12 protein-coding genes are annotated in these 18,489 nt (G+C 62.3%); 2 read left to right on the top strand and 10 right to left on the bottom strand.

The features are described 5' to 3' along the window. Positions 1-22 precede the first annotated feature (22 nt). The 8 genes from Thiofri_RS12160 to Thiofri_RS12125 form a co-directional block, all read right to left on the bottom strand. Positions 23-1,096, bottom strand: coding sequence for an HAD family hydrolase (locus Thiofri_RS12160; protein ID WP_009151598.1), 1,074 nt, complete (start codon positions 1,094-1,096; stop codon positions 23-25). 252 nt (positions 1,097-1,348) lie between these two features. Then, a complete protein-coding gene (locus Thiofri_RS12155; protein ID WP_040858659.1) occupies positions 1,349-3,211 on the bottom strand; it encodes a sensor histidine kinase in 1,863 nt (620 codons plus the stop codon). A 61-nt stretch (positions 3,212-3,272) separates the two neighbouring features. Continuing rightward, complete coding sequence (locus Thiofri_RS12150) at positions 3,273-4,289, bottom strand: AraC family transcriptional regulator (RefSeq protein WP_009151600.1); 1,017 nt, start codon at positions 4,287-4,289, stop codon at positions 3,273-3,275. Between the two features lie 153 nt (positions 4,290-4,442). After that, entirely contained in the window at positions 4,443-6,200 is a 1,758-nt protein-coding gene (locus tag Thiofri_RS12145) for an arylsulfatase (protein WP_009151601.1), read from the bottom strand. Positions 6,201-6,403: 203 nt separating this feature from the next. Then, positions 6,404-7,024, bottom strand: a complete 621-nt coding sequence (locus tag Thiofri_RS12140) for a response regulator transcription factor (RefSeq protein ID WP_009151602.1) — start codon at positions 7,022-7,024, stop codon at positions 6,404-6,406. Then, the gene (locus Thiofri_RS12135; protein ID WP_009151603.1) at positions 7,021-8,901 is read right to left on the bottom strand and encodes a sensor histidine kinase; all 1,881 of its coding nucleotides are present in this window, start codon (positions 8,899-8,901) and stop codon (positions 7,021-7,023) included. Before Thiofri_RS12135 ends, Thiofri_RS12140 begins: the two co-directional genes overlap by 4 nt. A 521-nt stretch (positions 8,902-9,422) precedes the next feature. Next, a complete protein-coding gene (locus Thiofri_RS12130; protein ID WP_009151604.1) occupies positions 9,423-9,749 on the bottom strand; it encodes a nucleotidyltransferase domain-containing protein in 327 nt (108 codons plus the stop codon). Then, positions 9,749-9,964 carry a nucleotidyltransferase substrate binding protein gene (locus Thiofri_RS12125; RefSeq protein ID WP_223296884.1) on the bottom strand — a complete coding sequence of 72 codons (216 nt, stop codon included), beginning with the start codon at positions 9,962-9,964 and terminating at the stop codon, positions 9,749-9,751. Before Thiofri_RS12125 ends, Thiofri_RS12130 begins: the two co-directional genes overlap by 1 nt. 233 nt (positions 9,965-10,197) lie before the next feature. On the opposite strand from Thiofri_RS12125, the gene Thiofri_RS12120 reads away from it, so the two are divergent. Beyond that, a complete protein-coding gene (locus Thiofri_RS12120; protein WP_009151605.1) occupies positions 10,198-11,103 on the top strand; it encodes a TonB-dependent receptor in 906 nt (301 codons plus the stop codon). 81 nt (positions 11,104-11,184) lie between these two features. Here Thiofri_RS12120 and Thiofri_RS12115 read toward each other — a convergent pair whose 3' ends face one another. Together Thiofri_RS12115 and Thiofri_RS12110 are read right to left on the bottom strand one after the other, a co-directional pair. Further along, positions 11,185-12,207, bottom strand: a complete 1,023-nt coding sequence (locus Thiofri_RS12115) for a diguanylate cyclase (RefSeq protein ID WP_009151606.1) — start codon at positions 12,205-12,207, stop codon at positions 11,185-11,187. Positions 12,208-12,230: 23 nt separating this feature from the next. Then, positions 12,231-17,045, bottom strand: a complete 4,815-nt coding sequence (locus tag Thiofri_RS12110) for a PAS domain S-box protein (RefSeq protein WP_009151607.1) — start codon at positions 17,043-17,045, stop codon at positions 12,231-12,233. Positions 17,046-17,276: 231 nt separating this feature from the next. On the opposite strand from Thiofri_RS12110, the gene Thiofri_RS12105 reads away from it, so the two are divergent. Then, on the top strand, positions 17,277-18,488 hold the full coding sequence (locus tag Thiofri_RS12105; RefSeq protein ID WP_009151608.1) for an efflux RND transporter periplasmic adaptor subunit: 1,212 nt from the start codon (positions 17,277-17,279) through the stop codon (positions 18,486-18,488). Position 18,489 lies beyond the last annotated feature (1 nt).

Genomic DNA, 18,489 nt, shown 5'->3' with positions numbered 1-18,489 from the left:
CCGCCGGCCTGCTCGGTCCTCGTTATTCGTCGAAGGCAAAAATCTGCTTCCAATCCGTCTTCATGCTGATCACGATCCAGCCCTGCTTCTGTGCTTCGTCGTACAGCGCCTGGGTGAAGGTGCCGACCTTGGTGTCGGGCAGCCCCTGCGCCGGTCCGTAGGCGTACTCGCGCTCGGCGTCGTCGTGCAGCAGAAGCATCGACAATCGCGCGCCGTCACCGGCCTTGGTGTATTCGAGCATCTCCCGGTCGCCGGTGGAGTTTCCGAAGGCCGCATGGGGCCGACGCCCGATCATCAAGTGGATGCCTTCGGGCTTGCCGGCATTGTTGTTGTCGAGCAGCAGTTTCGGCTCCTTGGTGAGAAACGGCGTGCCGTCCTTGCGATAGCCGTACTTGGTCTCCCCGGCGGTGCCAACAACCTGCTCTGGCGGGATCCCGTAAACGGACTCGGAATACACCCGAACGAAGTCCTGACCGCCGCCGGTGACGATGTAGGTCTTGTAATCGTTGGCGCGGAGGTACTCCAGAACCTCCTTCATCGGCAGGTAGGTGAGGTCGGTGTAGGGCCGGTCCCAGCGCGCGTTCTTAACGGTTGCGAGCCACTTTTCCGCCTCAGCCTTGAACTCGTCGACATCCATGCCGGTCAGGGTGGCGGCGAGGATCTTGATCAGGTCATCCATGGGGAGCTTGGCGATGGCCTCGCGGTCGCCAGACAGCACGGTCTTGAACGGCTCCTCCTGCGCCAGCTCAGGTTTCGCCTTGACCACCGCCGGAACCCGCTCCAGGCAGTAGACCACCTGGCTGTACATGGGGTGCTCGACCCAGAGCGTACCGTCCTGGTCGAAGGTCGCGATGCGTTCCGCTGGCGGCACGAAGGTCGGGCTTCCCGGCGTCGTGGTTTCCTTCACGAAGGCCATGATCGCCTGCTTCGCCGGCCCGTCGTTCCAGGCGGACAGCGGATCATCGGCGTGGTTGCGAGATCCCTGGTCGGCGGCCTGGGCGCTGCCGATGGACAGGCAGGCGATGAGCGCCAATACCGGCCAGGCGGCCATAAACTTCGCAGTGAAGGGTGATTTCAGGATTGAGGCGATCTTCATGAGAGGATACCTGCTGACTGGAATGAAGCCATCATGGGTAAAAACACTGCCCATTTAAGGAGATACCGATGCACAGCGGCCAGGAAACGGCATCAGAATTCCGCGCTCAGGTGCGGGACTGGGGTACAGATATTGATCCTGATCATCCCACCTGAACGGCAATGCGACTATCGGACAAAGGGGCAAGGGAATTTGCCCGAAAGGGCAATAGCGGATCGGCGATATTTCCCTGGATCAGGGCTGAAGGCGTGGTTATGCCGGCTTCACCTTGCCCGCGCCGTCCGCCGCTGGCCATTCGACCCGGAACACCGCGCCCGCACCAGACGCCGAACCGGCATCGGATTCGGCCCAGACGCGGCCGCCGTGGGCCTCGACCAGAGTGCGGGTGATGGACAGCCCCAGCCCCATGCCCTGGGGCTTGGTGCTGAAGAACGAATCGAACAGCTGCGGCAAATGCTCGGGGGCGATCCCCGGTCCGCGATCACGGACCACTAGCATCAGGCGATCCGCCTCGCGCTCGACGCACAGGGTGACCAGGCGTCGTGCCTCGGGCAGGCCGTTGGTCGCCTCCATGGCGTTGAGCACCAGGTTGATGAGCACCTGCTGGATCTGGATACGATCGCCGAGCAAGAGGCAAGCGGTCCCGCCCAGTCGCAGGTCGAGCGTCACCCCGCGGCGCCGCGCTTCGGCGCGCAGCAAGGGCTCCAGCTCGCGGACCGCCGCGTTGAGATCGAAGGGGTGCCAGTCAACCGGCTGCTTGGCGAGCAGCGCCCGCAATCGGCGGATCACCTCGCTGGCGCGCAGGTTGTCCTTTCGGATGTCGGTCAAAATCGCCCGGAGTTCGTCCCACCGATCCGCACCGGACGCGAGCAGGAGGTCGGCGGCATCGGCGTTGCTCAGAATCGCGCCGAGGGGCTGGTTGATTTCGTGAGCGATTGCGCCCGTCAACTCCCCAGCGACCGCGAGGCGCGAGGCATGGGCGAGTTCGAAGCGCTGTTTTTGCACGGCCAGTTCAATCTGGCGGCGCCGGCGACGCTCAAACAGGAGTCCGCCAATCAGCCCCGCCTCCAGCAGCAAGACGACAATGGCGACAACCGTTGCGGTGGCATGTTCCTCCTGCAGTGTCGGGGGCTTGAAGCGCAAGATGGCATCCTCTGGGATGGCACTCGGGTCGATGTCCCACCGCTGGATCTGGCGCCAGTCGAGGTTCACAACCTGGGGAAGCGGCTCCGGCAAGCGCGGTGCATCGCCAGCAAGCCGATCATTCACCAGGCGTCCCGCCTGTCGCCCCATGGCCACAAAATTCGGCATGGAGCCGCCGACGATGCCGGTGCCGATAAAGGTGTCAAAGGGTCCGTACACCGGTACGGCCGAGGCCGTCGCCATGAGCTCTACGGCTTGACGCGGGGAAAACAGGTGGCCGACACCGTCCTCGAAGTAGCCCGGTGTCACCACCAGGGTGTCGCCATCCAACGCACTCAAGCGTTGCAAGACCGCATCGGTTGGCAGGCCAGCGAGAAACTCGGCGCTGATCCGGTCCGGGAGGCGCGACACGTCATCGCGCAACTCGGCCTCCCAGTCACGATCCAGCGCGGAGCTGCCCGTCACCACCGCCAGCCGTTGGGCGCGCGGATGCAAACGCAGCGCCAGTTCAATGGTGCCCGGAAAATCGAATTCGATGGGAACGCCGACCATGTCGGTCGGCAATGGTGGGTGCGATTGCAGGAACGAACGCAGAACGCCCGCGTAGATGATCGGAACCTGCGGAAACAGCTCAGCGCGATGGTGGAGCAAGAGATCCAGCGCCCCATCGGCCGCGGCGAGCAATACGGTCGGGGGTCGCAACGCGTACTTCTCGTGCAGGAAGCTGATCAGGGCGCCCAGGTAGGACTCGCCGTCAAAATGTGGATAGTCGAGAAACTCGGCATTCACCTCGGTCGCATTGGGGAGCGTCTCGCGCAGGCCGGCTTCAAATTCAAGATTCGCCGGCAGCAAGCGATGGTGGGAATAGAGCACGAGGACGTGCGGGGTCTCCTCGGCCGGCGCAGCCGGTGCGAACAGCAGCCAGCCGGTGAGCCAAAGTTGGCGAATCAGTCCGTGCTTTGCCCGATCCATCTTGGAAGCGATTTGAAATCCGCGCCAAACGCGACAGAGCATCATGTCCGTTGTTGCTGCGTCAGACCAGAGCGCCGCGGTAATCGCGCGGCGTCATGCCGGTCAGGCGCTTAAACGCCCTGGAAAAATGCGGCGCATTCTCGTAGCCGGCGGCAAAGGCGATGTCGGCGATGTTCAGGTCGGAATCAACCAAGAGGTCCGATGCGATCGCGAAACGCGCATCTTGCACAATGTCGGAATAGGTCGCGCCGCATTTTGCCAGCCGGCGCTGCAAGCTGCGCTCGCTCATGCCGACGATTTCGGCCACCAGCGACAGGGGCGGATGCCCCTGCGCGAGATAGGGACGGATGAGCGCGCGCACGGCGGTGACGAAGTCCCAGGCGTCACCCAAGCCGAATGGGGTTCGCGGGGGACTCGTCGGACCATTGACGTCAACGGCGCTTGACCGACGGCCGATGCAGATCTGCGCGATGTCAGCCGCTGCAACCAGTATCGAGCAGTGCTGCTGACCGGTCAGGATGCGGGCGTTGCCGTAAGCCTCTCGCGCGGCGTGCGAGGGCCGCCCACGCGAGACGAAGGTGATCTCGGTCGGGCACCAGTCAGATCCGGCGGCACTGCGCACAATGTTGATGACGCCTACAATCGCCTTCCACTCGGCGAAGCCGACAAAAGGACTGTTCTGAAACCCCCGTACTTCGCACAGCACGCGTCGATCGACGCCTTCACGGCGGATGTCGATCTGTAAGGCGCTGTTTTCTCGATGCACCTGGTGCGACAGGGCCTCGATGCGGGAAAGTCCGGTGGGCGCCCCAATGACCGCACGCTGCACAGCGGGATGGAGCCTACTGAGGGAAGTAGCGCGACCGGCGAGGAAACCGACTTCCATGATGCCAAGCTCACGACTTGATCGCCAAGCCCAGTCGAGGGCGCGCGGCAAGCTGACATAAGCATCGGGGGTCTGTTCAATAAAAGCGGGGAGCCGCGAGCGCTCGAGTTCTCGCTCGATCGGGACACCAGCATCTCGGAGGACTCCGATATTATCGATTACATGCTGTGCCCTTACGACAGGGATATGCATGTCGCTGTCTCCGTGATGGATAGGCCGGTGAAGCTGGTGGTGAGGAACTTAAAAAGGCCTTCTATGGAAGACTTGGCGATTGAAATAAAGCCGGCGACTGTTCAGGCCGCCGGCTTTGTCACTTCAATACAAAGCAACCTCTAGGGTGCTCTGCTACTCACCCGCGTGGCTGACGTGTTTCGCCGACTGCATCGCCTCGATCACCTGATCCAGGTTGTAGCTCGCCGGCACTTGCAGCGAGGGGAAGTCCCGATAGGTCTCGAGTTCCTTCAGCCACATCAGCTGTCCGATGGGCAGCAGGTTCCAGTCATAGATGTACGCCGTGCTTGGAGCCGCCAAGGCGCCACCGTAGCCCAAGAGGGTCCCATCAACGGTCGCGACCGAGCGCTCGAAAGGATCACGCTTGAGGTTGCTGACATAGGTCCAGTGATAGGTGAGTGGGGGGTTGAAGGCCTCCGTCGCATTGGAGGAAATCATCGTGTAGTAGAACTTCCAGTTCTTGTAGCGCACCGCCGAAGGATCTTTACCGGTGTAATAGAAGAAGTGGTCGCGTGCCGAATCCGACTTGCCTTCCAGGTAATCGCGCTGGTCGAAGCCGTCCAGCGTGGTCTTGACGATGCCGGGGTACTCGCCGGCCTCGATCTGCTTCTTCAGCTCATCACCCGAAGGCCCACCAGCGATATTGACCAAGGTGGGTACCCAGTCCAGCGACGAGAAAATCTGGTCCGGGTTCGAGCCGGCCTCGACGTGCCCCGGCCAGCGCACCAGCATCGGCGCCCGCATACCGCCTTCCCAGGTGGTCAGCTTGCCACCGCGGAAGGGCGTGATACCGCCGTCCGGGTAGGTGATGGCCTCGGCGCCGTTGTCAGTGGTGAAGACGACGATGGTGTTGTCAAGCTCGCCCATGTCTTCGAGCTTTTTCAGCACGTAGCCGATGTTGTCGTCCATCTGCTTCATGCCGGCTTCGTTGATACCCCAGTCCTTGCCGCCCTTCTCGCCCAGCATGTCCATGTACTCATCCGAGAGCATGGTGGTGACATGCATGCGCGCCGGGTTGTACCAGACGAAGAACGGCTTGCCGGTCTTCTCGGGGTCGTTGCGCTCAAGGAAGTCGATGACCTGGGTAGAGATCTCTTCGTCGATGGTCTTGGAGCGTTCCAGCGTCAGTGGTCCTTCGTCCTTACAACTCTGATTCTCCTCGGTGCCGTCCTTGGACGTGCAATGAATCACCGGGCGTGGCGGAGTCATGCAAAGCGCGGTCTTCGGGTCCACCGCACCGGCGACTTCTTCAAGACCCTTGACCGGGGTGTTTTTACAGGGCGGAACAACGGTCTGTTCGGTCGGTGACTTGTTGATGTCGGGGAAGCTCACCCCTTGCATGGCGTCGAGGTGATACAGGTAGCCCCAAAACTCCTGGAAGCCATGTGCCGTGGGCAGCGACTCCGACTTGTCGCCGAGGTGGTTCTTGCCGAACTCGCCGGTGTTGTAGCCGAGATCAAGCAGGAATTTGGCCAGCGCGGGGGTGCCCGGCAACAGCGAGCTGGTAGCGCCCGGAAGCTGTGGCATGACCATGCCGGCGCGCAGCGGATGCATGCCGGTGAAGAAGGCGGTGCGCCCGGCCGTGCAGCTCTGCTCGGCATAGTAGGTCATGAACCGCGCCCCTTCATCCGCGAGGCGGTCGAGGTTGGGCGTCTCTCCAACCATCAGGCCCTGATGGTAAGCACCCACGTTCATGATGCCGATGTCATCGCCCATGATGAACAGGATGTTGGGCTTGTCACCGGAGTCAGTGGAGTCGGCGGCCTGGGCGTTGCCGATGGCGAGACAGGCCGTTAGGGCCAGGAGCGAACCGGTGGCCTTAAGGCCCACCATGGGAGACCATTTCGGCGGTCTTGGTTTGTTGAGTTGCATCTGCACGATTCCTCTGGATAAGAAGCTGGTTAAGAAGCGGTATCAGCGTCCCGCGCGAAAAAGGCGGAACTGGGGTCAGGATTGGAGGTGATGGAGCTAAATCATCCCACTGCAACCGCAGCGCGACTATCGGACAAAGGGGCAAGGGGGTTTGCCCGAAAGGGCAAAGGTGGGCGGGGGCGGGATCGCGAACGCGCGCGGGATCAATCGGGCAAGGATTGCAGCCGCTCGGCCAACCGGCCGAGTTCGGCTGCCGAACTCACGCCCAGCTTTGTCATCATTTGCGCACGCTGCATCTTCACAGTGCGTTCGGCGATTCCCAGCGCTTCGGCGATCTGTTTGTTGAGATCACCGGCAACGACGCGGTCGAAAACCGCGTGCTCGCGGGGCGTCAGCGCGGCAAAGGCCGCGCGCAATTGCTCCGCGTCCGCACGCGCCTCGCGCTGGGCCGCGTCGCGGGCGAGCGCCCGCTGGATTGCCTCGAACAGCGCCTCGCGTTCGACCGGCTTGGTCAGAAAATCCACCGCTCCGGCCTTCATCGCCTGCACGCTGGAAACCACGTCGGCGTAGCCGGTAAGAAAAACCACCGGCAGCGCATTCCCCTGGCTCAGCAGAGCGGCCTGCAGGTCGAGACCCGAGGGCCCCGGCAGTCGCACATCGAGCAGCACGCAGCCGGGACTATCCGACGGCGCCTGCAACAGGAAATCGCCAACCGAGGCATAGCCGCGCGCGTGATAGCCGGCCGCATCGAGCAACCGCAGCAGCGCGGTGCGCAGTGAGTCGTCGTCATCGACGACATGGATGATGGGTGCAGGGGTGGTCATGCCAGCTCCGCTGTGGCCGCTTCGTCGGCGGCTGGCCATTCTACCCGGAACACCGCACCGGCGTCCGATCCGGAACGGCCACCGGATTCGGCCCAGACGCGCCCGCCGTGGGCCTCAACCAGGGTGCGGGTGATGGACAGCCCCAGCCCCATGCCCCGGGGCTTGGTGCTAAAGAACGACTCGAACAGCCGCGGCAGATGCTCGGGGGCGATCCCCGGCCCGCGATCACGGACCACTAGCATCGGGCGATCCGCGTCGCGCTCGACAGACAGGGTGACCACGCGTCGCGCTTCGGGCAGGCCATTCGCCGCATCCATGGCGTTGAGCACCAGATTGATGAGCACCTGCTGGATCTGGATGCGATCACCGAGGATGGTGGCGGTCGACGCCAGTCGCAGGTCGAGCGCCACCCGGCGGCGGCGCGCTTCGGCGCGCAGCACGGGCTCCAGCTCCCGAACCGCCTCGTTGAGATCGAAGGGGTGCCAGTCAGCCGGCTGCTTGGCAAGCAGCGCCCGCAGCCGGCGGATCACCTCGCTGGCGCGCACATTGTCCTTTCGAATGTCGGCCACAATCGCGCGGAGTTCGTCCCGCCGATCCCCACCAGAGGCGAGCAGGAGGTCAGCGGCATCGGCGTTGCTCAGAATCGCGCCGAGGGGCTGGTTAATCTCATGGGCGATCGCGCCCGTCAACTCCCCAGCGACCGCGAGGCGCGAGGCATGGGCAAGTTCGAAGCGCTGTTTCTGCACGGCCAGTTCCATCCGGCGGCGGTGACGGCGTTCAAACAGGAGTCGAGCGATCAGCCCCGCTTGCAGCAGCAAGACAATAATGGCAACAACCGCTGCGGTGGCATGCTCCTGCAGCAGCGTCGGGGGCTTGAACTGCACGATGGCATCGTCTGGAATAGCACGCGGGTCGATGTTCCACCGCCGGATCTGTCGCCAGTCGAGGTTGATGGCTCTGGGCATCAGCTCCGGCAAGCGCGGCGTGGCAGATGTGTCGCCGGCCAGCTGATCATTCACGAGACGTCCCGCCTGGCGCCCCATGGCGGCGAAATTTGGCATGGAGCCGCCGACGATGCCGGTGCCGATAAAGGTATCGAAGGGGCCGTACACCGGCGCAGCGGAGGCCGTGGCCATGAGCCCGACGGCTTCGCGCGGGGAAAACAGATGACCGACACCGTCCTCGAAGTAGCCTGGCGTCACCACCAGGGTGTCGCTACCCAACTCACTCAGGCGTTGCAGCACCTCGTCGGTCGGCAGACCAGCGAGAAACTCGGCAGTGACCCGGTCCGGGAGGCGCGACAGGTCATCGCGCAATTCCGCCTCCCAGGCGCGATCTTGCACGGAGATGCCCGTCACCACCAGCAGCCGTCGGGCGCGCGGGTGCAAGCGCAGCGCCAGCGCAATGGTGCCCGGAAAATCGAATTCGATGGGAACACCAACCATATCAGCCGGCAATGGTGGGCGCGATTGCAGGAACGACCGGGGCACGGCCGCGTGGATAACCGGAACCTGCGGAAACAGTTCGGCGCGATGGCTGAGCAAAAAATCAAGCGCCCCCTTGCCCCCGGCGACCAGCAAAGTCGGCGGACGCAACGCGTACTTCTCGGCCAGGAAGGTGGTCATGGCGTCCAGGTAGGACTGGCTATCAAAACGAGGATAGTCGAGAAACTCGGCGTTCACCTCCGTCGAATTATCGAGCGTCTCACGCAGACCAGCTTCGAATTCGATATTCGCCGGCAGCAAGCGATGGGTGGAATAGAGGACGAGAACGCGCGTGTTCTCTTCGACCGGGGCAGCTGGTGCTGCGGCCGGTGCGAACAAGAGCCAGCAGGCGAGCCAAAGCTTGGCAATCGCTCCGCGCTCTGCTCGACACATCGTTAGAAGCGACCGCAAAACCGCAGCAAGCTCCGAACCTCGCTGCCACCAAGCCAGCGTGATTTGCTGATGATGTGCAGCGGCGATGATGGTTTTGCTCGCCAAATCTTACAGACCATGGTCGTTAACCCATTGATTCATTACCACAGGCGCCTTCAGCACCACACTGCCAACCGGGACGCCTAAATCCTCGGCAATGACCGGACATTTCACCGACATTGTCAGCTAGGTCGAGGATTCTGTCGACCCAACTCAGCGCCCGGAGCAGGAAGCAAGGATAGCAGTCAAGGTATGTGTCCAATCCCGCTTGATTGACGCCTCGGCTCGGCAGTTCTGCGTCCCTTGTGTTACTGCCGGGACGGGGCCAGGTTTTGGCGTCGTCGAGGTTGAGAAAGCTATTTTCCCCGGTACTCGTCTCCTCGGCAGGGCTGGGGCGCAGCTTGATCCATCCGCCGCGCGAACACAGTTTTCCTGAATCAGAAAAACCGATCCGTCGACCATGATCCCAACAGCAATAGGCCTCAATCGGTCTGCACTGCTACATACGCCTGCTCAATTTCGCGTTGGAAACTGGCCGGGATGCGCGCCCAATCGACGATTTCGACGCGGATGGGTAGGTTGCTTTCCGACAATGCCTCCCGGGTTTCTCCCAGTTCGCGGGTCGGCTGTTTCAGGTCATTCGGCTGACGCACCACCAGGTCGAGGTCGCTGGCGTCGTGGCCGTTGCCGTTGACGCGGCTGCCGTAGGCCCAGACCTCGGCATGCGGTAGATGCTGTTGCAGCAGCGCCTGCAACATGGCCAGGTGCCGGGGGCGCAATGCCAGCGTTTGCGGCGGTCGCTCGGGCATCAATACGCTCCTTCGCTGTAGCGTTCGCGCAGAATAGCTTCCAGTCGCGTCACGTCGACAATGAAACCAGGAATCAAGCGCAGCGTTTCTTTGGCGAAGTTTTCACCGTAGTCATGGGCGGTATTGTTGCGGTTGTCCCGGTAGGCAAACCAGCGTTCCACCTCTTCGAGTGTCATCAAGCCATGAGTGGCGGACAAACCAGTGTTCAGATTCATGTGGTTGACTATCTTGTTGGCCTCCCTAGTGCGTCGGGGATAGTGATTTCTAGGGTAGCCATTCGGCTGTACCGGTTGGCGCTTGCAGCGCTTGGGAATTCTTTCAGCTGATCCTAAGTCACTGACTACCGCACGGCAAGGCGATGCGCATGGTCGTGCTCAGTCATACTGATCTTTTGAAATCACATGATAGAGTGTAAAAGAATTCTGCCCCCTGTTATGAGCCTTATGACATGCGAAACATTCTCCAATCCGCAATCGCGGTGACATTTTGTACCGCTTTCCACGGGCTCCATGCCCAGCCTGCTCCGGATGGCTGGCGGTTCTCGGCAGAAGCTGGCGCTCTGCATCAATGGGAGAGCGGCATCGACAAGGGCGGGGATCTATCGGCGAATGCCTGGTCCTTTCGCGCAAGTGCAAGCCGCGCATGGACGCCGACGCTGCGTGCCGGTCTGTCCGCCGGCGTCGGTCAGCGCAACTACAGGTTTTCGGGCGATACCGGGTTCGGCGGCTCGCGCCCTTGGTCCAACGTGCGCGACGCCCGGCTCAGTGCATCGCTCAATTGGCAGGCTAACGAAAGTTGGAGTGTTTTTGCTATTCCGACCATCCGCTGGTCGGCTGAGACCGGCGCTGCACTGAACGATGGTCGCACCGGCGGCTTGCTTGCCGCCGCTACCTATCGTGTCAATGATCGGCTGAGTATCGGACCCGGCTTCGGTGTCTTCTCGGAACTGGAGGGTGATACCGACTGGTTTCCGATTCTCGCCGTGGATTGGCGCATCACCGATCGCATCAGCTTGCGCACCGGTCGCGGCTTCGCTTCGACACGCGGCCCCGGGCTCACGCTGGTCTGGGATGCATCGGAGAGCTGGTCATTCAGCCTCGGCGGTCGCTATGAGAAAGAGCGCTTTCGCCTCGATGACGACGGCATCGCACCGAATGGCATCGGACAGGAGACGTCGGTGCCCCTGTATCTGGGCTTAACACGCAGTTTCGGCCCCACTGCCACCTTCAGCGTCATCGCTGGCGCGAAGGTGGGCGGTCGCCTGCGACTGGAAGACGAGCATGGCGAATTGCTCGAAGAGAGCGACTACGACACCGCACCATTCGCTGGCGCAACAGTGGAATTGCGCTTCTAAATGGCGTCGCCCGTGGCCGTCAAACCGGCCCAGAACGAGCCAAAATTACAAAGGGTTTCGGTATAACGCCGAAGCGCCGGGTCAGGCGCCCTCCTCTCGCACGACAACCCGGTTACGCCCCTCTGATTTGGCGCGATAGAGGGCTGCGTCGGCCTCTTGCTGGATCACGGGTGGGCATATCTCTTGTCCTGTGACCTGCCTTGCTGAGATGCCGATGCTGATGGTGACCTGTCGCGCGACATTGGAATAGGCGTGAGGAATGTCCAGGGCGGCGACGGCGGAACGCAGGTTTTCTGCGACCTGCAAGGCTCCAGCGCTGTCGCAGTTGGGCAGGATGACGCAGAACTCCTCGCCGCCATAGCGGGCGACGAAGTCCCCTGGTCGTTGCAAGACGGCCTCAATGCTTTGTGCCACGCGTCGCAGGCATTCGTCTCCCACGCCGTGCCCGTAATGGTCGTTGAAGGACTTGAAATGGTCGATGTCGATCATGAGGACCGCGAGCGGAACGCCGTCCCGGGCTGCCCGTAGACACTCGCGCGGCAGCATTTCATCGAGTGCGCGACGATTGGCGATGTCTGTCAGACCGTCGAGCATCGCCAGTTTTTCCAGTTGATCGGACTTGCGTTTTAGCCGGATATGGACGCTGACTCGCGCCAGCACCACGGGGATTTCGATGGGTTTGGTGATGTAATCCACGGCACCGAGATTGAACCCCGTCTGCTGATCTTCCACAGTGCCCTTGGCGGTGAGGAAGATGATCGGGATGTCCCAGGTGGCGGGGTCCTTTTTGATGCGTCGGCAGACCTCGTGACCGTCCATCTCCGGCATCATGATGTCTAACAAGATGAGATCGGGCTTGTCAGGCTGGCGCAGCAGCTCCAGCGCCGCAGCGCCCCCGGTGGCAACCGCGATGTCATATTCTTTGGTCAATGCCTGAGCGAGGATCTGAATGTTGACCGGTGTGTCGTCGACGATGAGGATCCTCGCGCGCTGGCGTTGTATGGGGGCGGTCGGCGCGGGCAATGGAGGATCGGCTGGAGGATCGGCTGGAGGATCGGCTGGGGCATCGTCAGCGAATCGGCTGCTGGATTTCGTGTTCTTCATCGTCGTTTTTTTCTGATCGGGCCTTACCCATCGAGGGGGATATCGAGGAGTGACGCGAGCGTGGCAAGCGATTGATTGGCGGCCGGGTAGTCAAATGCCTCAATTGTGGTCTTGAGCTTGCGAAACGCTGCCTGGGCCTGTGGCGCGACCAAGCCCTGTTCGATCTCGTCCAGCCATTCGGGTCGCACGAACTCAGAGCGTTTGAGATGCATCTGAAGCTCCTGCAACAGGGTCGTGGTTCGCTCCGGATCATAGGGCGCCTGATCATAGGGCAACTGATCATAGGATACCGGCGCAACGCGCGCGAGCGGCGGCAGCGCTGCGATGGCGCTCAGGGTGTCCGCCAGCGCGGTCTTGAACGCTGTCGTCGAGCGGCTTTTCTCGGCCGCTAAAGCGACCTCAAGTGGCTGGCTGGCCTCGTGCAACGCGGTTGCGCCAATGGTCTTGGCGATCCCTGTGAGTGTATGGACCAGACGGCGGGCCTCCGCCCACCGCCCTTGGGCCAGATGGTCATCAAGGTCCGCCGCGCTCTCGGTGAAGTCCCGAGCAAAACCGTCCAGCGCCCGTCGCAGCAGATTCCAGTCCCCGCCGATGTGGCGCAGCGCGTCGTCCAGGTCCAGGCCAGCTATCTCGAAGGGGACGCCCATGCCGTCGGGCGGGGCTGTCGGGGCGATCGTGAGCACAGACGCCTCTTCCGCCGCCAGCGGTGAGATCCAACGCAACAAGGCCGTGGTCAGCTCGGCGATATCGATGGGCTTGGCCAAGAAGTCGTTCATGCCGGCGGACTGACTGGCCTCGCGGTCGGCCGTCATGGCGGCGGCGGTCATGGCAATGATGGGTACATCAGGGCCTTGCGGCAAGGCGCGAATCCGCCGTGTCGCCTCAAGACCGTCCATCTCCGGCATCTGCAAATCCATCAGGATGGCATCAAAGCGCCGCGCTGCCGCCTGCTCGACAGCCTCGCGCCCGTTGTTTGCCAGGGTCACCACGAGTCCCATCTTCTCCAGCAGATCACAGGCGACCAACTGATTGGTCGGATTGTCCTCGACCAGCAGGATCTGAGCGCCCCGAATCCTGTGCGTGCGGCTGCGCATATTGCGCACATCGCGGGCGCTCTTCTGGTCATCCGCGATCAGGGTGCGCGTGCCCGGAAGATGGCCAGCGGCGTCATTTTTAGCTGGGGTGGGCGAGACTTGCAGGCGCACCTGAAATCCAAAGGTGCTGCCCTGCTCCGGTTGGCTCTCGACCGAGATCTCGCCGCCCATCATGTCGACCAGATACTTGGTAATGGTCAACCCCAGCCCGGTGCCGCCAAATCGGCGCGTGGTCGAGGCATCAGCTTGCTCGAAGGCGCGAAACAGCCGCCCGACTTGCTCCGATGTCATGCCGATTCCGGTGTCCTGAACCGATACCTTCAGGGTGACCTCGTCGCCTTGCCGCTCCACAAGGCGCATCGATAACGTGATGTGACCTTTTGGGGTGAATTTGACGGCATTGCCGAGCAGGTTGTTCATGATCTGTCGCAAGCGCAGCGGGTCGCCCAGCAGAATCGGCGGGATGTCCGGGTCGATCTCGACGATCAGCTCCAGGCCTTTGTCCTCCACGGCCAGGCTGAACAGATTGGCCGAGCTTTCCAGCAGCTCGGCCATCTCGACATCGACCGTCTCCAGGTCCAGCTTGCCGGCCTCGATCTTGGAGTAATCGAGGATGTCATTGAGGATACCGAGCAGTGAGTGTGCCGCGTTGTACAGCTTGGTCAGATAGTCGCGCTGGCGGGTGCTGAGCTCGGTACCGAGCAGCAATTGCGCGAGCCCCATCACGGCATTCATCGGCGTGCGGATCTCGTGGCTCATATTGGCCAGGAATTCGCTCTTGGCGCGGTTGGCCGCAGCCGCCTGCGATGCGGCGGTCTCCGCCTCCTGCTTTGCCGCCAGCAGCGCTGTTTCGGCGGCTTTTTGGTCGGTCAGGTCGCGATTGATGCCCACGAGGCGACGCGGATTGCCTGCCGCGTCCTCCTCGATGATCGCAGCCGCCTGCAAATGACGAACCGAGCCATCCGCCAACAGGATCCTGAATGGGCTGTCGAAGGGCCTTTCCCCACGCGCGGCGGCCGCCAGCGCCTCCTCGGTACGCGCCAAATCCTCCGGGTGGCAGCGCGAACGCCAGAAGTCATAGTCGATGCCCCTGGCCTGGACGTCCTCAGGCACCTGATAGATCTCGAACTGCCGTTGGTCCCAGGTCAGGCTGCCATCGACCAGATCCCACACCCAGATGCCGATCGCCGCCACCTTGGCCGCAAGCTCCTGACGATTCATCGCCGAGCGCAGCGCGAGATTACGTGTGTGCAATTCCGAGAGGTCAGAGAATTGCAGGACGAGATGCGGTTCATTGTTCAGCACCGTGGGCAGGATCTGGCAGGTGACCCAAATATCCTTGCCGAATGATGACTTTTGATGAATCTCCCGCTCTCTTAATCGACCGTCTGCCAGCGCGCTCAGGAGATCGCCGTGCAGCCCTGTCTCGTGGAATGAATTGGTCTGGTGAAAATCCTGCGCCAGCAGTTGCTCGCGCGTCGCACCCACAAGGTTCGCCAGCGCCTCGTTGGCGACCACGCATGGACCCGCCGCGCGATACACCGCGATCGCCAGCGGCGACTTGAGCAGGACCGACTCATTGAAGCGCAAGGCCTGCTGGAGCCGCTGCTCGGCCTCTTTCTGCTGCGTGATATCGTGAATCGAGCCGGCCATGCGCAGGGGCTGGCCTTCCGCGTCGAAGATCGCCGCTCCGCGTGCCTTGATCCAGAAGTACTCGCCCGATTTGTGGCGCAGGCGATATTCCTCTTCGAAGGGCGCTTCGTTTCTCAGATGGGCCTCGACGGCGGCCACGACGGCGTCGAGATCCTCGGGATGAATCCGGGACCGCCACCACTCCAGGGTGGCTTCAAACTCGTCATCCTGATACCCCATAAGTTCCATAAATCGGGGTGCCAGGTAGAGCGCGTTGGTCTGAATGTTCCAGTCCCAGAGACCATCGTTGCTGCCACGCACCGCGAGGTCATAGCGCTCCTGGCTCACGCGCAACTCTTCTTCCACCATGCGCCGGTCGTGGATGTCTGAGTTGATCCCCACCCAGGACAGCACAGTTCCCGCGTCATCTTTGATCGGCACGCCGCGCGCCAGGTTCCAGCGCCATCCACCCGAGACATGCCGGATGCGGTACTCGTTGACGCAAGTCTCCCCCTTGGCTAAGGCGTCGCGCCACCGTTCAATGACCGCAGGCCGATCTTCGGGATGGATGGCCTCGGCGTAGCCGTACCCGCTCCATTGCGCGAAGGATTGACCGGTATAGGCCTGCCAACTCGGCGAATCCTCGGTGACAACTCCGTCGGGGTCGCAGCTCCAGACGATCTGCGCGGAGGCCTCGATCAGGGCGCGATAACGCCGCTCGCTGGCCTCAAGATTCGCTGCGGCCAGTTTGCGCTCAGTGATGTCCACCACCAGGCCAACGACGTTGATCACCTCGCCCTGGTCGTCACGCAAGGCCGTCACCGCAAGGTCGACCCACACCATCCCGCCGTCGCGCACCCGATAACGCTTCTCCATGCGGTAGTCGCTGCGCGTGCCGGCGACGATCTCGTTAAAAAACACCTGTTCCCGCTTAAGGTCTTCGGGGTCGGTAAACTCGGCGAAATTCATCCCTTTCAATTCGTCTTCGCTGTATCCCATCAGTGCCCTGAAGCTCGCGTTGCAGACAATGAGATTCCCCATTGGATCACCGAAGACGATGCCTGCATTGGCGCGTTCGAAGATGCTGCGAAAACGCGCCTCACTGTCCCTGAGCGCCGTCTCATAAAAACGCCGCTCCGACACATCGCGCGAGGAGGCATAGAGATAGCTCTGCCCATCGAGCACAACGCGGGTCGAATTGATCTCGACAGCAAAGGTGGAGCCATCCTTGCGGCGATGCCGGGTCTCGAAGGTCGAGGGCTCGCGAATCAGCCGACGCAGCTCGGCGGGCAGTTGCTCGCGGGGGATCTGGACATCCCAGTCGGCGACATTGAGACACCGGGCCTCGTCGATGGAATAGCCCAGCATCCGGGCGAACGACTGGCTGCAATCAACGACGTTCCCATCGGCGTCGAGGATATGAACGCCGTCGCTGGCGCTGTCGAGCAAGATCCTCAGTCGCTCGGCCGTCGCGCGGACCTGGGTGATGTCGGCCATGGAAATCAGCATGCGCTCAGCAAACGCGACCCCCAAGGGCTGGGCGGAGGCGAGCATGGTGCGGACGCTGCCATCACGTCCATGGACACGCACCTCCATGGGTTCGAACGGCGTGCCCGCGCGCTCTGCCTGCTCGAGCCGTCGCTGCCATTCCCGTGCCACCTGCTCCCGATAGGCCGGATTCGGATAGGCCCTGGGAAACCAATCCTCCTGCGTCGGGATGTCGCTCAAGGTGTAGCCAAGCAGTGACACGAAGGCCGGATTCAAATGGCGAATGGCGTCCCTTTCTGTGATGGCGAACGGAATGGGGGAGGCGTCCATCACCGCCTGAAACAGCCCGGCGTTGTTGTCGATCTGACGCTGCTGCTCCAGATAGCGCCGCACGATCCAACCCAGCAGGATTGACAGGATCAGGATGACCGTGGCCCCCACGGTCAAGCGGAGCACGGAGAGCCAACCGGGCACCTCCCGCACGGCCTCGACCTTCCCATGCCAAAAACTGTTCTCCAGCAAGACGGCAAAAACCGAGAGCACCAATAAAAACAAGAGTCCAGCCACGAAGGCGACCCTGTTGGGGGAGGTTTTGGTAGAGGAGTCAGGGATCATCTTGTCCATTTTGAAAAATGCATTCGGGTGGTGGGTCGAGTGACCTCAAGTTTCCGCGATGGCGTCGCGGGCTCGTTCCGTCCGCCCATGCAGCCGTTCGAGGCGTTATTATGATGGCTGGAAATCGCTTGTCACGCCCCAAGATCGGATGGTCTTAAATCGGACGATCCTGAGGGACTCGTTTGATCGATCCAACCCGCTCCTTTGTGTTTTATAGCGCACGTCTAGCCGAGACTTTCCATGATGAATCCGATGTCGTTACGCACCCTCGCCTTTTGTGTGGGTGCGCTCTTCTTGGCAGGCTGTGACAAGCCGTCCGGGCAGGGTGTCGGCTCTGGTGCTGGCGGGCCGCAGATGCCACCGCCCGAGGTATCGGTCGTCACAGCCCATCCCCAGTCCACGCCGATCATGCGCGAGCTGGTTGGGCGTCTGGCGGCGACTCGGACCGCCCAGGTGCGCGCTCGGGTGGCGGGGATCGTCCTGAAGCGGGTCTATACGGAAGGCACCGACGTCAAGTCTGGACAAGTCCTGTTCCAGATCGATCCAGCGCATCTAAAGGCGAAGCTCAACGCTGAGGAGGCAGCGCTTGCCAAGGCCGAGGCCGACGCTGTGAATGCCGCGCTCACCGCGAAGCGCTACGCCGAGCTGCGCCAGAAGAAGACGATCTCGCAGCAGGACCTGGACACCGCCCACGCCAATGAGCGCACCACGGCGGCGGCGGTGAAGGAGGCGCGCGCCAATGTTGAGAGCGCGCAGCTCGATCTGAGCTATGCCACGGTCCGAGCCCCAATCGCCGGTCGAGCCGGTCGTGCACTGGTTACCGAGGGCGCACTGGTCGGTCAGAACGAGGCCACGCTGCTGACGACCGTTGAACAGATCGACCCCATCTATGTCAACTTCAGCCAATCGGGTGCCGAGTTGCAGGAGCTTCGGCATCTGGCCGCGAAGACCCAGAACGCCAAACACCCCGCCACAGAAGACGCGGGCCAGGTGGAGCTGTTGCTCAACGGCAAAGACCCTTATCCCGCGACCGGATCGGTCGATTTCTCAGATCTGGCGGTCGATCCGGGGACCGGGGCGGTTTCGCTGCGCGCGGTCGTGCCCAATCCAGATCGGCGCTTGTTGCCAGGGATGTTTGTGACCCTGCGGCTGACGGCAGGACAGCTCGACAACGCCTTCACACTGCCGCAACCGGTTCTCGCACGGGATTCGGAGGGGGCTTACGTCATGGTGGTCGGCGCAGAGGGCAAGGTCGAGCAGCGGCGCGTCGAAACTCACGGCATGACCCGCACCGACTGGATCCTGACCGGCGATCTCGCCGAGGGGGATCGCGTTATCGTCACGGGCCTGCAGAAGGTCAAGCCGGGCGCCGTCGCCAAGGTCGCCGAGCCGCGCGACCAGATACCGCCCACCGAGGGCCAATCGCCTTCCGCCGACGAAACCAAGGGCTGAG

The organism is Thiorhodovibrio frisius (assembly GCF_033954835.1).
Taxonomy (GTDB): domain Bacteria; phylum Pseudomonadota; class Gammaproteobacteria; order Chromatiales; family Chromatiaceae; genus Thiorhodovibrio; species Thiorhodovibrio frisius.
Note: the sequence above shows the minus strand (reverse complement) of the source record. Positions and strands in the feature narration are given on the sequence as shown.

Excerpts from the sequence above, each read along its gene's own strand:
- Thiofri_RS12160 (WP_009151598.1), bottom strand. The coding sequence starts at position 1,096 with ATGAAGATCGCCTCAATCCTGAAATCACCCTTCACTGCGAAGTTTATG.
- Thiofri_RS12155 (WP_040858659.1), bottom strand. The coding sequence starts at position 3,211 with ATGGATCGGGCAAAGCACGGACTGATTCGCCAACTTTGGCTCACCGGC.
- Thiofri_RS12150 (WP_009151600.1), bottom strand. The coding sequence starts at position 4,289 with ATGCATATCCCTGTCGTAAGGGCACAGCATGTAATCGATAATATCGGA.
- Thiofri_RS12145 (WP_009151601.1), bottom strand. The coding sequence starts at position 6,200 with ATGCAACTCAACAAACCAAGACCGCCGAAATGGTCTCCCATGGTGGGC.
- Thiofri_RS12140 (WP_009151602.1), bottom strand. The coding sequence starts at position 7,024 with ATGACCACCCCTGCACCCATCATCCATGTCGTCGATGACGACGACTCA.
- Thiofri_RS12135 (WP_009151603.1), bottom strand. The coding sequence starts at position 8,901 with ATGTGTCGAGCAGAGCGCGGAGCGATTGCCAAGCTTTGGCTCGCCTGC.
- Thiofri_RS12130 (WP_009151604.1), bottom strand. The coding sequence starts at position 9,749 with ATGCCCGAGCGACCGCCGCAAACGCTGGCATTGCGCCCCCGGCACCTG.
- Thiofri_RS12125 (WP_223296884.1), bottom strand. The coding sequence starts at position 9,964 with ATGAATCTGAACACTGGTTTGTCCGCCACTCATGGCTTGATGACACTC.
- Thiofri_RS12120 (WP_009151605.1), top strand. The coding sequence starts at position 10,198 with ATGCGAAACATTCTCCAATCCGCAATCGCGGTGACATTTTGTACCGCT.
- Thiofri_RS12115 (WP_009151606.1), bottom strand. The coding sequence starts at position 12,207 with ATGAAGAACACGAAATCCAGCAGCCGATTCGCTGACGATGCCCCAGCC.
- Thiofri_RS12110 (WP_009151607.1), bottom strand. The coding sequence starts at position 17,045 with ATGGACAAGATGATCCCTGACTCCTCTACCAAAACCTCCCCCAACAGG.
- Thiofri_RS12105 (WP_009151608.1), top strand. The coding sequence starts at position 17,277 with ATGATGAATCCGATGTCGTTACGCACCCTCGCCTTTTGTGTGGGTGCG.